Raw genomic sequence first — 13,028 nt, 5'->3', positions numbered from 1 at the left:
AAGGTCGCCCTCGTCGCATGCATGCGCAAGCTGCTCATCACGCTCAACGCCATCGCTCGCACTGGCGAGCGTTGGCAGCCGGATTTCAATTGCGCATGACATGGGCTGTCTCAAGATGGTTGCTGTGATTGTTCGAAATGTCGTCGGTCTTGCGTCGGTGTTGCGTCGTTTCCTTCGCGGCCCGTCATGCCGGCCGCTGCATGCCGCACGCGCGCGCATAGTGCGCGATCACGTCGCGTATCCGGTGGCGCACCCATGCGCGCGGCGCCTTCGCGAGGCCGCCCGCGCGGCATGCCGCGTAGACATCCGGCAGCCACTGCGCGACGAGCGTCTCCGGCACCGGCTGCCGCGCGAGGTTGTCGAACAGCTGCTCGACCGCGGCCGCGACGGCCGGCTGCAGCCAGTAATAGCGGATGCGGTCGCTGTAGCTGAACTGGCGCGCGAGCCGCTGCGCGGTCTCGTCGCCGCGGTAGTACGGCGCCCAGTGTTCGGGCTGCGCGCGCATCGCCGCATCGACGACGTCGCGCAATCGCGAGCGCTGCGCGACGTCGTCGATCAGCGCGTCCTCGATGAACGTCAGCGCGAACAGCGCCTCGCGCAGCGCGAACGTCAGCGCGGGGCCGACCTTCAACACCGCGAAGTGGTCGCGCACCAGCGCGGCGAGCGCCGCCTCGGTCTGGTAGTCGGTCGAATGCGCTTCGAACACGAGGCGCGGTGTCTGCAGGATACTCGCGCCCAGTGACGCTGCCTTGGCACTGTCGTAATCAAGCACGTGGCGATCGTCGAAGTCGACGCCCGGCTGTGCGACGACCGCGACGACGCGCGTCCACGCATCGTCGAGCCCGGCCGCGGAGAACGCGCGGCGGTGCGCATCGAGCGTCGCCGCGATGCTGTCGCTGCGCGTGACCGCGATCCGTGCGATCGCGTCGTTACTTGCGTCGCCGCTCACCTCGCCGCCCGGCGTCGGCACCTCGGTGCCGATCACGTAGACCGGCGCGATGCCGACGCGCGCGGCCGCGTCTTCCGCGACGCGGCACAGCTCGGCCGCGCGCGCGGCGATCGTGCGATCGTCGAGCCGTGCCGGATCGTCGGCGCACGCCATGCTCGCATCGAGGTGGATCTTTTCGAAGCCGGCTTCGACGTAGGCCGCGACCATCGCGGCCGCTTCACGCATCGCGTCGGCCGCGCGACGGTGCCGCCACGGATTCGGGCCGAGATGGTCGCCGCCGAGCACGAGCGCCGACGGCGCGAGCCCGCAGCGCGCGGCGATCGCATCGACGTCGCGACGAAAATCGGCCGGCGTCATGCCCGTATAGCCGCCGAGATGGTTCACCTGATTGCAGGTCGCCTCGATCAACAGCGGCGAGCCGTCCGCGCGCGCCGCTTCGCACGCGGCCTCCAGCACCAGCCGGTGCGCGCTGCAGACCGAATAGATGCCGCGCTGCGCGTCCGCGCGGTTCGCGTCGAAGATCATCCGCAGCACGGTGTCCGCATGCGCGGTGCGCGTGCGTTCGGCAACGGTCGTCAGGCCGGACATGCGATCCCCCGTTCGGTCAGGAAGCGGTCGATCTCGGCCGCGCTGCTGTTGCCCTCCATCGGGCCGCGCCGCGTGACCGCGATCGCGCCGGCCGCGTTCGCGCGACGCAACGCGACGTCGACGGCCAAGCCCGCGACGAGGCTCGCGACCAGCGTGCCGCCGAAGCAGTCGCCGGCGCCGGTCGGATCGACTTCGTCGACCGCGAACGCCGGCGCGTCGGCCCGGTGCGCGCGCTCGAACGCGACGCTGCCTTGCGCGCCGCGTTTGAGCACGACCCGCTCGAGCAGCGGATGGGTCGCGAGCAGGCCGGCGATCGCGCGCTCGGCCGGCTGCGGCCCGCAGAAGAACGGCAGGTCGGCTTCGCTCGGCAGGAACAGGTGGCACGCGGCGAGCATCTCGTCGAGGGCCGCGCGCATCGGGCGGAAACTCAGCATTTCGGGCCGCACGTTCGGATCGAACGACACCTTGGCGCCGGCGCGCGCAGCCTCGATCACGCCGCGCTGCACCGCGGCGATCGCCGATTCGCTCGTCAGCGACGAGCCCATCACGTGGAAGTAGCGGCAGCCGTCGAACATCGCGGTGTCGACGTCGGACGCATCGACGCACGCGGCCGCGCTGGTGGAAAGCGTGAAGACGAAACTGCGCGAGCCGTCGTCGCGATACGCGACGAACGCGGTGCCGGTCGGGCGGGCGACGCGGCGGATGCGCGCGACGTCGACGCCGTCGCGGGCGAGCCGCGCGACGATCGCGTCGCCGAACGCATCGCGACCGACACAGCCCGCATACGCGACGCGCGCGCCGAGCCGGGCGGCCTGGTCGGCGAAGATCGCCGGCGCGCCGCTCGGGAACGGTCCGGCGAACAGGCCCGGCGTATCGAAACCCTGGCCGCGCTCGGCGGCGACGAATTCCGCCAGCAGTTCGCCGGCGACGACGATCTCGGCCATCAGGCGAGCCCTCCTCGTGCGACGGCGGCCGCGGCGTCGCGGGCCGGCCGGCGGGTGGCGCGTGCGAGCGGCGCCACGTCAGCTCATCCAGTTGCCGCCGTCGACGTTCAACGTCTGGGCGGTGATGTAGTCGGCGTCGGCCGACGCGAGGAACAGCGCGGCGCCCGTCAGGTCGCCCGGCACGCCCATGCGGCCGAGCGGCACGGCTTCGCCCACGAGCCGCTTCTTCTCGCCGAGCGGCCGGTTCTCGTAGCGCGCGAACAGCGCATCGACCTGCTCCCACATCGGCGTGTCGACGACGCCCGGCGCGATGCCGTTCACGTTGATCCGGTGCGGCGCGAGCGCGAGCGCGGCCGACTGCGTATAGCTGATCACCGCGGCCTTGGTCGCGCAGTAGTGCGAAACGAGTGCCTCGCCGCGACGGCCGGCCTGCGACGACATGTTGACGATCTTGCCGCCGCGCCCCTGCTCGACCATCCGCTGCGCGACCGCCTGCATCAGGAAGAACAGCCCTTTCACGTTGACCGAGAACAGCCGGTCGAACACGTCCCACGATTCGTCGAGGAGCGGGCGCATGTCGAACAGCGCCGCGTTGTTGAACAGGATGTCGACGCCGCCGAAGCGCTCGACCGCCGTGGCGACGATCCGCGCGATGTCGTCGCGGCGCGTGACGTCGGCCGTGACGGCCACCGCGCGGCCCGGGTTGGCCTCGATCAGCCGCGCGAGCGAGCCGCCTGCCGGCTTCACGTCGACGAGCACGCAGCGCGCGCCCTCGTCCAGATAGCGTTGCGCGACCGCCTCGCCGATGCCGCTTGCGGCGCCCGTCAGGATCGCGACCTTGTCTTCCAGTCTCACTGGCTGTCTCCGGTTCGTTCTGCTGTACGACGGTCACGAGGTGAGCGAACGCTCGCAAACCGATCAATTGCTCTGTTAGTGATCGAATGATCGGATACGCGATACGCGCTGTCAAGACGACGCGACGGCTTTCTATGACGCGCTGCGGCACGGCGGCGCATGACGACGCCCGGTCGCGCCCGCGCGGCAAGGTGCGGCGCGCACGGTGCGGCGCAGTGGGAGCGGCATGAAGGGGACGGAGCGACGGCGGAACGCGGAATTCGCGCTGCACGGCGCGGCGATACGTTATATCATCGCCGTACTGTGTTTCATCGCCTGCTTCACGCCATGGCTACCTCATCGCCCATTGACGCCCGGCTGTCCCGGGCCGACGCATTCGCCGCCGAACACGGGCTCGCGTGGACACCGCTGCGCCGCCAGGTCTACGAACGCGTGCTGGCCGCGCAACGCCCGATCGGCGCGTACGACCTGCTCGCCGAACTCGAACCGCAACGCGGCCGGGTGCCGCCGACGACCGTCTATCGCGCGCTGGATTTCCTCGTCGAACACGGCTTCATCCACCGGATCGAATCGAAGAACGCATTCTTCGCGTGCTGCGAGATCGGCGTGCCGCACGAAGGCCAGTTCCTGATCTGCGATTCGTGCGGCGACACCGTCGAGATTCCCGGCGGCGACCTCGCGAAGCAGTTGTCCGCGAGCGAGCCCGCGCACGGTTTCGAAGTCCACCACCAGGTCGTCGAGCTGAGCGGCCTGTGCGGACACTGCAAGCGCAAGCCCGCGCAGCGCTGACGCCGAATCGCGGCGTACGCGCCGCCCTTCCAACGAGGAGTTCCATGTCCATTGCCCTGAAGCGCGCGCCGCGGCGCGCCCTGTCGCCTGTCCGCTGGCTGGCCGCCGCCGTCGCCGCGCTGTCGTTCGCCGCGCCCGTGGTCGCGCAGGCCGCGACCGTCAACGTCGTCGCCGCCGAGAATTTCTACGGCGACGTCGCGTCGCAGATCGGCGGCCGCCACGTCGCGGTCACCAGCATCCTCAGCAATCCGGATCAGGATCCGCACCTGTTCGAAGCGAGCCCGAAGACGGCCCGCGCGCTCCAGCACGCGCAGGTCGTGATCTACAACGGCGCCGACTACGATCCGTGGATGGGCAAGCTGCTCGGCGCGTCGAAACAGGCGAAGCGCGCGACGATCGTCGTCGCCGATCTCGTCGGCAAGAAGGCCGGCGACAACCCGCACCTGTGGTACGACCCGGCGACGATGCCGGCGGCCGCACGCGCGATCGCGGCCGAACTCGGCCGCGCCGACCCGGCGAACAAGGCCGAATACGAGGCGAACCTGCAGAAGTTCGTCGCATCGCTGAAACCCGTCGACGACCAGGTCGCCGCACTGCGCGCCAAGTTCAAGGGGGTGCCCGTGACGGCCACCGAGCCCGTGTTCGGCTACATGTCGGACGCGATCGGCCTCGACATGCGCAACCAGCGCTTCCAGCTCGCGACGATGAACGACACCGAGGCGAGCGCGCAGGACGTCGCCGCATTCGAGAACGATCTGCGCAAGAAGCAGGTGCGCGTGCTGATCTACAACAGCCAGGCCGAGGAGCCGATGACCAAGCGCATGCTGAAGGTCGCGCGCGACGGCGGCGTGCCGACCGTCAGCGTCACCGAGACGCAGCCGGCCGGCAAGACCTTCCAGCAATGGATGAGCGGCCAGCTCGCCGCGCTCGGCAACGCGCTCTCAGCCGGCAAGTAACCGACAACCGTAACGTCATGACCGCCACTCCCCACGCCCTCGCCGTCGATCGCGTCACGCTCGAACTGGGCGGCCGCACGATCCTGCGCGACGTCAGCTTCTCGATCGAGCCCGGCGAATTCGTCGGCGTGCTCGGGCCGAACGGCGCGGGCAAGACGACGCTGATGCGCGCGGTGCTCGGCCTCGTGCCCGTGTCGGCCGGCACGCTGTCGGTCGGCGGCGTGCCGGTCGTGCGCGGCAACCCGTCGATCGGCTACATGCCGCAGATCCGGAGCGGCCTCGCGAACCGCCGGATGCGCGGCTACGACTTCGTCGCGATGGCCGCCGACGGCCACCGCTGGGGCCTGCCGCACACGAACGCGGCCACGCGCCGCGACGTCGATCGCGTGCTCGACCTCGTCGGCGGCCCGTCGCTCGCGCGCCGCCCGCTGTCCGAACTGTCGGGCGGCGAGCGGCAGCGGCTGCTGCTCGCGCAATGCCTGCTCGGCGACCCGAAGCTGCTGCTGCTCGACGAGCCGCTGATCAGCCTCGACCCGAACCACCAGCGCGGCGTCGTCGAGCTCGTGCGCAACGTGCAGCGCGAACTCGGCATCACCGTGCTGTTCTCCGCGCACGAACTGAATCCGCTGCTGAACGCGCTCGACCGCGTGCTGTATCTCGGCAACGGCGTGGCGGCGCTCGGCACCGTCGACGAGGTGATCACGAAACCCGTGCTGTCGCGGCTCTACGGATCGCCGATCGACGTGATGCGCGTGAACGGCAAGATCTTCGTGATGTCGGGCGACGTCGAGATCGAGAAGCACGATCACGAACACGAGGACGACGACGGCCATTCGCACGGCGGCGGCCACGGCCACCACCACCACGGACATGCTCATCCCGGGCATTCGCACGATGTTTGAATACGACTTCATGATCAACGCCTTCGCGGCGTCGGGAATCGTCGCGGTGCTCGCGGGCATCGTCGGCTACTTCCTGGTGCTGCGCGGGCAGACCTTCGCCGGCCACGCGCTGTCGCACGTCGGCTTCACCGGCGCGACGGGCGCGGTGCTGCTCGGCGTCTCGCCGATCTGGGGGATGGTCGGCTTCACGCTCGCGGCCGGGATCGGGATGGGCGCGCTCGGCGAAAAGCTCGCGGGCCGCGACGTCGCGATCGGCGTGATCCTGTCGGGCGCACTCGGCTTCGGCCTGTTGTTCCTGCACTTCTACACGTCGTTCGCGACGCAGGTCACCGCACTGCTGTTCGGCAACGTGCTCGCAGTCAGCCACGACACGCTCGCGGTGCTCGCGGGCATCGGCGCGGTGAGCCTCGCCGCGCTCGCGCTGATCGCGCGGCCGTTGCTGTTCGCGTCGCTGCAGCCCGAACTGGCCGAAGCCAAGGGCGTGTCGCTGCGCACGGTGTCGATGCTGTTCCTCGCGGTGTGCGCGCTCGCGGTGGCCGCGGCCACGCAAATCGTCGGCGTGCTGCTCGTGTTCACGCTGCTGGTCGGGCCGGCGGCGGCCGCGCAGAATGTGTCGACGCGACTGTCGACGGGCGTGCTGCTCGCCGCGCTGTTCGCGCTGTTCGAAGCGTGGGCCGGCATCGTGCTCGCGTATCACACCGACTGGCCGACGAGCTTCTGGATCACCGCGCTGTCGGCGCTCGTGTACGGCGCGAGCCTGTTGCGACGCAACTGATCGCGGCCCGGCGCATCGCCGCCCGATGCCGATCAAAGAAAACGCCGGCGTGCCCGAGGGCAGCGCCGGCGTTTTTTCATGCGCTCGCAATCGCGTGCGGCGCGCCGTGTGCGTTACCGGCTTGCGCCCCTGCTCACCGCGCCAGCACGCGCGCGTGATGCGCGAGGTGATCGGCGATGAACGTCGAGATGAAGTAGTAGCCGTGGTCGTAGCCCGGATGGCGGCGCAGCGTCAGCGGCTGGCCGGCCTTCGCGCACGCGGCTTCGAATACGTCGGGATTCAGCTGGTTCGCGAGGAACTGATCGGCCAGCCCCTGATCGACGAGGATGCCGTCCGCGAACTTCGGCGCATCGGCGCGCGCGACCAGCTCGCTCGCGTCGTGCGCCTTCCACACGTCGCGATCGGCGCCGAGATAGCCGGAGAACGCCTTCTCGCCCCACGGGCAGCGCGTCGGCGCGGCGATCGGCGCGAACGCCGACACCGACCGGTACAGCCCCGGATGACGCAACGCGAGCGTCAGCGCGCCGTGCCCGCCCATCGAGTGGCCGAAGATGCCGAGCCGCGCGCCGTCGATCGGCAGTTCGGCCGCGACGAGCTCGCGCAGCTCGCCCGTCACGTACGACTCCATCCGGTAGTGCGTCGACCACGGCGCTTCGGTCGCATCGACGTAGAAGCCCGCGCCGACGCCGAAGTCCCACGCATCCGTCTCGCCCGGCACGCCCGCGCCGCGCGGGCTCGTATCGGGCATCACGAGCGCGATGCCGTGCTGCGCCGCGTATTGCTGCGCGCCGGCCTTGATCGCGAACGTCTCGTCGGTACTCGTGAGCCCGGCGAGATAGAACAGCGCCGGCACGCGGCCGTGCGCGGCCTGCGGTGGCAGGTACACCGAGAACTTCATCGGCAGGCCGATGACTGCCGAATCGTGACGGTAGAAGCGCTGCTCGCCGCCGTGGCACGCATGCGAGGAAACGAGTTCGAGCATGACGATTCGCTCCCGGTCAGTACAGCACGACCGAGCGGATCGACTCGCCGGCCTTCATCAGGTCGAAGCCTTCGTTGATCCGCTCGAGCGGCAGCGTGTGCGTGATCAGGTCGTCGATGTTGATCTTGCCTTCCATGTACCAGTCGACGATCTTCGGCACGTCGGTGCGCCCGCGTGCGCCGCCGAACGCCGAGCCCTTCCATTCGCGGCCCGTCACCAGCTGGAATGGGCGCGTGCTGATTTCCTCGCCCGCTGCCGCCACGCCGATGATGAACGACTGGCCCCAGCCCTTGTGCGTGCACTCGAGCGCCTGGCGCATCAGCTTCACGTTGCCGACGCATTCGAACGAGTAGTCGGCGCCGCCGTCGGTCAGCTGCACGATGTGGTCGACGACGTTCTCGACCTCGTTCGGGTTGATGAAGTGCGTCATCCCGAACTTCTTCGCGAGCTCGACGCGCTTCGGGTTGATGTCGACGCCGATGATCTTGTCCGCGCCGACCATCTTCGCGCCCTGGATCACGTTCAGGCCGATCCCGCCGAGGCCGAACACGACCACGTTCGCACCGGCCTCGACCTTCGCCGAGTACACGACCGCGCCGACGCCCGTCGTCACGCCGCAGCCGATGTAGCAGATCTTGTCGAACGGCGCGTCCTCGCGCACCTTCGCGACCGCGATCTCCGGCACGACGATGTAGTTCGAGAACGTCGACGTGCCCATGTAGTGGAACAGCGGCTTGCCGTCGAGCGAGAAGCGCGACGTCGCGTCCGGCATCAGGCCCTTGCCCTGCGTCGCGCGGATCTTCTGGCACAGGTTGGTCTTGCGCGACAGGCAGAACTTGCACTCGCGGCATTCGGGCGTGTAGAGCGGAATCACGTGGTCGCCCTTCCTCACGGTGCCGACGCCGGGGCCGACGTCGACCACCACGCCCGCGCCTTCATGGCCGAGGATCGCCGGGAAGATCCCTTCCGGATCGGCGCCCGACAGCGTGTAGTAGTCGGTGTGGCAGATGCCCGTCGCCTTCACTTCGATCAGCACTTCACCGGCGCGCGGCCCTTCGAGATCGACTTCCTCGATCGTGAGCGGCGCACCGGCCTTCCATGCAATCGCGGCTTTCGTCTTCATCGTGTCACTCCTGTATGTCTGTGAGATCGGCCCCGGCCCGCGGGTCGGCGCCGGCCGGGGTTTCGTGCAAAGCGGTCGAAGCCGTGCCGCGTGGCACGGCGAAAGAATCTCGTGCTCGCCATGATGGCCGCTCCCGCCGCGCATCGCGTGCGGGAAACGGTCGCCGGCTTGCCAGGATGCGTCATCGCTGACGCAAAAGAACAAGTGTTCGAGTTTAAACGCCCGTCGTGAACCATGCATCCGTGCGAACGTACAGATCGACGAAGCGCGCGTGGCGGGCCGCCAGCCGGCGATCATCGTGCGGGGCCGCGACCGGCGACGCAGTCGGCGCCAGCGCGCGCAACGCATCTTCACGCCAATGTCCGATCGCGACGCCCGCGAGCAACGCGGCGCCGCGCGTCGCGGCGTTCGGGCAATCGATCGCGTGCAGCGACGCGCCGAGCGCGTCGGCGAGCAACTGGCGCCAGCGCGGATCGACCGAACCGCCGCCCGCGAGACGCAGCGTCGTCACGGCATCACGGCGATCGGCGTCGCGGATCGCATCGAGCCCCGCGCGCAACGCGAATGCGACGCCTTCGAACGCGGCGCGCATCATCGCGCCGCGCGTGTCGCCGAGCCCGAGGCCGAGCCAGCCGCCGCGCGCATCGGGGTTCATCCACGGCGAACGTTCGCCGGTCAGGTAAGGCAGGAAGCACAGCCGCTCCGACGCCGGCTGCGCGAACGCATCGTCATATGCATCGGCCCATCGCGCGTAGCCGAGCCAGCCGCGCACGGCTTCGAGCGCGAGCCCGACGTTCTGCATCGCGGCCATCGTGTAATAGCCGCCGCTGGCCGCCGCACGATAGCGATGCAAGCCGCGCCGCGCGGGCGGCAGCGCGTCCGCGAGCACGACGATCTGCCCGCCGCTGCCGGTCGTCAGCAGCGCGTCGCCTGCGACGGCCAGCCCGCTGCCGAGCGCCGCGCACGCGGTATCGGCCGCGCCCGTCGCGAGCGGCACGCCGGCCGGCAGGCCGAGCGCGGCGGCAGCCTGCGCGCCGAGCACGCCGCAGCGCGCGGTGGACGCACGCACCGGCGCGAAGCGGTCGGTCGGCAAGCCGAGCGTGTCGATCAATGGGTTGTCCCACGCGCCGTCGGGCGTCGCGAGCGCGGTTGCGCACGCGTCGCTCGGATCGGCCGCGACATCGCCGCCGAGCGCGATGCGCAGCCAGTCCTTCGGCTGCACGGCCCAGCGCGCGGCGCGCAGCGCAGCGGGTTCGTGCGTGGCCAGCCAGCGCAACAGCGGGCCGGCCATGCCGGGCGCGACGGGATTCGGGGCGACGGGCAACCCGGCGACGGGTAATCCGGCGACGGGCACTCCGGCGACGGGCGATCCGAACGCCGGCCAGCTCGCTGCATCCGCCTCCCGCACCGCGCGCGTGTCCGGCCACAGCAGCGCGGGCCGCACCGGCTGGCCGGCCGCGTCGATCAGCACGACGCCATGCATCTGGCCCGAAAAGCCGATCGCCGCGACCTGCGCGCGCTCGTTGGCCGGCAGCCGCGCGGCCGCGCGCACCAGCGCCTGCCACCAGGTGTCGGGCGCGATTTCCGCCCAGCCCGGCTGCGGCGACGACAACGCATAAGGTTCGCTCGCGACCGCCCGCTCGACGCCGTCGGCATCGAGCGTGACGAGTTTGACGGAGCCGGTGCCGAGGTCGATTCCGAGCAGGCGCATGACGTGAGGGGGATTCGTATGAACGGATGTCGATGATAACGGGATCGCGATGTGCGCCCCGTTTTTTGCCGTCACGTCGACGCGTCGAAACGGCGCTCGGCCGGCGGGTTTGACCGGGCTGCACCTTGCACGCAAAAGCGGCCGCTCGCGGGTTAACCCGGCACGCTTTCCGCACCCCCCTTTTTGCCACTATGCGGCCGACCCGATACACACCATAAAGCGGACCATATTTGACATGGGGGCCGGCGCTATTTTGAAGCGCTATAAAACCGGTGAACCTCACTCCTGCGGCAGTTTCCCGATGATCGCCCCCCTGCTCCATGCCGAAATGGCATATCGAACCAGCAAAGAACGGAATAGAACCCAGTGCTCTTGTTGCATGGATTCATTCCGAATAACTTCGTATCACCCCGAAAACAAGATCATGGAGTGAGACAGATGCAATCGAACACGGTCCATCCGTGCGATGAGGTGCTGCCGACCGGCAAGCTGGTAACGCTTGGCCTGCAACACGTCCTCGTCATGTACGCCGGCGCCGTCGCCGTGCCGCTTATCGTCGGCGCCGCGCTCAAGCTGCCGAAAGACCAGATCGCGTTCCTGATCAGCGCCGATCTGTTTTCGTGCGGCATCGCCACGCTGATCCAGACGCTCGGCCTGTGGATCTTCGGGATCCGCCTGCCCGTCATCATGGGCTGCACGTTCGCGGCCGTCGGCCCGATGATCGCGATCGGCACGAACCCCGGCCTCGGCATTCTCGACATCTTCGGCTCGACCATCGCGGCCGGCATCATCGGCATCGTGCTCGCGCCGATGATCGGCAAGCTGTTGCGGTTCTTCCCGCCGGTGGTCGTCGGCACGGTGATCGCCGTGATCGGGCTGTCGCTGATGGAAGTGGGCATCAACTGGGCAGCCGGCGGCGTCGGCAACCCCGAGTACGGCAGCCCGGTCTATCTCGGCCTGTCGCTGCTCGTGCTCACGCTGATCCTGCTGATCAACAAGTACGGCCGCGGTTTCGTCGCGAACATCTCGGTGCTGCTCGGCATCGTCGCCGGCTTCGCGATCGCCTTCGCGATCGGCCGCGTGAACACCGACGGCGTCGCGCATGCGCCGTGGGTCGGCTTCGTGATGCCGTTCCACTTCGGCCTGCCGCACTTCGATCCGCTGTCGATCGTGACGATGGTCACGGTGATGTTCGTCACGTTCATCGAATCGACCGGCATGTTCCTCGCGGTCGGCGACATGGTCGATCGCCCGGTCAATCAGGAGCGCCTCGTGCGCGGCCTGCGCGTCGACGGCCTCGGCACGCTGATCGGCGGCATCTTCAATTCGTTCCCGCATACGTCGTTCTCGCAGAACGTCGGCCTGATCGGCGTGACGGGTGTGAAGAGCCGCTTCGTGTGTGCGACGGGCGGCGTGATCCTCGTGCTGCTCGGCCTGTTCCCGAAGATGGCGCAGGTCGTCGCGTCGGTGCCGCCGTTCGTGCTCGGCGGCGCAGGCATCGTGATGTTCGGGATGGTCGCCGCGAACGGCATCAAGGTGCTGTCGAAGGTCGACTTCGTGAACAACTCGCACAACCTGTTCATCGTCGCCGTGAGCGTCGGCATGGGCCTCGTGCCGGTCGTGTCGCCGCACTTCTTCTCGAAGCTGCCGCCCGCGCTCGCACCGATCCTGCATAGCGGCATCCTGCTGGCATCGGCCTCGGCCGTGATCCTGAACATCGTGTTCAACGGCGTGAAAGGCGAAAAGGATGCGCGCTGCGAGATTCGGCGCGCGGGACACGACTTCGACGGGCGGCCCGCCGACGTGCACCACTGATCGCGCCGCGCCGGACGATGGCGCGAAGCGGTGACGGCGGTAACGAGAAACGCCACGGCATGCCGTGGCGTTTTGTTTTGGGGGTGCGGGACCACGCGTGGTGCGGGGGTGAACGCGCTTCGCGCGAGCAGATGGATCGCCGGCGCATGATGCGGAATGCCGACTGACCGCCAGGCGTGACGCGGTTGGTGCGGTCGGCGTGATCGGTACCAGCGGAACGCCGCGCACGCATCGTCACGACGACAGCGCCCGTCCCCGCCCGATCCGGCAGCGCAAAAGAAAACGCCACGGACCTTCGTCCGTGGCGTTCTCGCTTCCGCATACAGCCGGTTCGAAGCGCAAGCGCGATAACCCGCGCCTGCCTTCTCGGTGCTTACCCGTTCGTCGCGGTTGCCGACGCGGGCGCCGGCGCAGCCGCCTTGTCGTAATCGACCGGTGCATCCGGCGCACGCGGCGTCTCGCCGGCGCGCTGGATCCACCCGCCGCCCAGGGCGCGGTACAGGTCGACCAGGTTCGTCCAGCGTGCCAGACGTGCGCTGATCAGCGACTGCTGCGCGGCGTACAGATCCGTCTGCGCGGTCAGCACCGACAGGTAGCTGTCGACACCGTTCTTGTAGCGCAGGTCCGACAGATCGAAGC

The 13,028-nt window shown here is 69.2% G+C and carries 12 protein-coding genes; 5 read left to right on the top strand and 7 right to left on the bottom strand.

The window, feature by feature from the left end; all coding sequences use genetic code 11:
* Nucleotides 1-184 precede the first annotated feature (184 nt).
* The 3 genes from MMB92_RS33935 to MMB92_RS33925 form a co-directional block, all read right to left on the bottom strand.
* Nucleotides 185-1,537, bottom strand: a complete 1,353-nt coding sequence (locus MMB92_RS33935; RefSeq protein ID WP_006496499.1) for a D-tagatose-bisphosphate aldolase, class II, non-catalytic subunit — start codon at nucleotides 1,535-1,537, stop codon at nucleotides 185-187.
* Nucleotides 1,525-2,481, bottom strand: coding sequence for a sugar kinase (locus MMB92_RS33930; protein ID WP_006496500.1), 957 nt, complete (start codon nucleotides 2,479-2,481; stop codon nucleotides 1,525-1,527). Before MMB92_RS33930 ends, MMB92_RS33935 begins: the two co-directional genes overlap by 13 nt.
* A 78-nt stretch (nucleotides 2,482-2,559) precedes the next feature.
* Nucleotides 2,560-3,336 carry an L-iditol 2-dehydrogenase gene (locus MMB92_RS33925; RefSeq protein WP_006483759.1) on the bottom strand — a complete coding sequence of 259 codons (777 nt, stop codon included), beginning with the start codon at nucleotides 3,334-3,336 and terminating at the stop codon, nucleotides 2,560-2,562.
* 327 nt (nucleotides 3,337-3,663) lie between these two features.
* On the opposite strand from MMB92_RS33925, the gene MMB92_RS33920 reads away from it, so the two are divergent.
* From MMB92_RS33920 to MMB92_RS33905, 4 genes are read left to right on the top strand one after another with little or no spacing between them, the layout of a single operon-like run.
* Nucleotides 3,664-4,125: a Fur family transcriptional regulator gene (locus MMB92_RS33920; protein WP_006483754.1), complete on the top strand. Its 462-nt coding sequence runs from the start codon at nucleotides 3,664-3,666 to the stop codon at nucleotides 4,123-4,125.
* A gap of 44 nt (nucleotides 4,126-4,169) precedes the next feature.
* Nucleotides 4,170-5,081 (top strand): metal ABC transporter solute-binding protein, encoded by a 912-nt coding sequence (locus tag MMB92_RS33915; protein WP_048988956.1) that lies wholly within the window; start codon nucleotides 4,170-4,172, stop codon nucleotides 5,079-5,081.
* 17 nt (nucleotides 5,082-5,098) lie between these two features.
* On the top strand, nucleotides 5,099-5,983 hold the full coding sequence (locus MMB92_RS33910) for an ABC transporter ATP-binding protein (protein WP_006483750.1): 885 nt from the start codon (nucleotides 5,099-5,101) through the stop codon (nucleotides 5,981-5,983).
* Entirely contained in the window at nucleotides 5,976-6,758 is a 783-nt protein-coding gene (locus MMB92_RS33905; protein WP_006483758.1) for a metal ABC transporter permease, read from the top strand. Before MMB92_RS33910 ends, MMB92_RS33905 begins: the two co-directional genes overlap by 8 nt.
* Before the next feature lie 133 nt (nucleotides 6,759-6,891).
* On the opposite strand, the gene fghA is transcribed toward MMB92_RS33905, so the two are convergent.
* The 3 genes from fghA to MMB92_RS33890 all read right to left on the bottom strand — a co-directional run bounded on the left by fghA (nucleotide 6,892) and on the right by MMB92_RS33890 (nucleotide 10,574).
* Nucleotides 6,892-7,740, bottom strand: coding sequence for an S-formylglutathione hydrolase (fghA, locus tag MMB92_RS33900; protein WP_034201415.1), 849 nt, complete (start codon nucleotides 7,738-7,740; stop codon nucleotides 6,892-6,894).
* Between the two features lie 16 nt (nucleotides 7,741-7,756).
* Nucleotides 7,757-8,863 (bottom strand): S-(hydroxymethyl)glutathione dehydrogenase/class III alcohol dehydrogenase, encoded by a 1,107-nt coding sequence (locus MMB92_RS33895; protein WP_006483756.1) that lies wholly within the window; start codon nucleotides 8,861-8,863, stop codon nucleotides 7,757-7,759.
* Between the two features lie 214 nt (nucleotides 8,864-9,077).
* The gene (locus tag MMB92_RS33890; protein ID WP_277563234.1) at nucleotides 9,078-10,574 is read right to left on the bottom strand and encodes an FGGY family carbohydrate kinase; all 1,497 of its coding nucleotides are present in this window, start codon (nucleotides 10,572-10,574) and stop codon (nucleotides 9,078-9,080) included.
* Nucleotides 10,575-11,012: 438 nt separating this feature from the next.
* Here MMB92_RS33890 and MMB92_RS33885 point away from each other — a divergent pair, with 438 nt between their 5' ends.
* Complete coding sequence (locus MMB92_RS33885; RefSeq protein WP_006487579.1) at nucleotides 11,013-12,389, top strand: nucleobase:cation symporter-2 family protein; 1,377 nt, start codon at nucleotides 11,013-11,015, stop codon at nucleotides 12,387-12,389.
* A gap of 373 nt (nucleotides 12,390-12,762) precedes the next feature.
* On the opposite strand, the gene MMB92_RS33880 is transcribed toward MMB92_RS33885, so the two are convergent.
* On the bottom strand, nucleotides 12,763-13,028 hold a 266-nt coding region (locus tag MMB92_RS33880; protein WP_253580601.1), incomplete at its 5' end, for a TolC family protein.

The sequence above is a fragment of the Burkholderia sp. IO2 genome (genome assembly GCF_029522185.1).
GTDB classification, from domain to species: Bacteria; Pseudomonadota; Gammaproteobacteria; order Burkholderiales; family Burkholderiaceae; genus Burkholderia; species Burkholderia cenocepacia.
This window is presented reverse-complemented; position numbering and strand designations above follow the sequence as displayed.

Excerpts from the sequence above, each read along its gene's own strand:
- MMB92_RS33885 (WP_006487579.1), top strand. The coding sequence starts at position 11,013 with ATGCAATCGAACACGGTCCATCCGTGCGATGAGGTGCTGCCGACCGGC.
- MMB92_RS33895 (WP_006483756.1), bottom strand. The coding sequence starts at position 8,863 with ATGAAGACGAAAGCCGCGATTGCATGGAAGGCCGGTGCGCCGCTCACG.
- MMB92_RS33930 (WP_006496500.1), bottom strand. The coding sequence starts at position 2,481 with ATGGCCGAGATCGTCGTCGCCGGCGAACTGCTGGCGGAATTCGTCGCC.
- MMB92_RS33890 (WP_277563234.1), bottom strand. The coding sequence starts at position 10,574 with ATGCGCCTGCTCGGAATCGACCTCGGCACCGGCTCCGTCAAACTCGTC.
- fghA (WP_034201415.1), bottom strand. The coding sequence starts at position 7,740 with ATGCTCGAACTCGTTTCCTCGCATGCGTGCCACGGCGGCGAGCAGCGC.
- MMB92_RS33910 (WP_006483750.1), top strand. The coding sequence starts at position 5,099 with ATGACCGCCACTCCCCACGCCCTCGCCGTCGATCGCGTCACGCTCGAA.
- MMB92_RS33920 (WP_006483754.1), top strand. The coding sequence starts at position 3,664 with ATGGCTACCTCATCGCCCATTGACGCCCGGCTGTCCCGGGCCGACGCA.
- MMB92_RS33935 (WP_006496499.1), bottom strand. The coding sequence starts at position 1,537 with ATGTCCGGCCTGACGACCGTTGCCGAACGCACGCGCACCGCGCATGCG.
- MMB92_RS33905 (WP_006483758.1), top strand. The coding sequence starts at position 5,976 with ATGTTTGAATACGACTTCATGATCAACGCCTTCGCGGCGTCGGGAATC.
- MMB92_RS33915 (WP_048988956.1), top strand. The coding sequence starts at position 4,170 with ATGTCCATTGCCCTGAAGCGCGCGCCGCGGCGCGCCCTGTCGCCTGTC.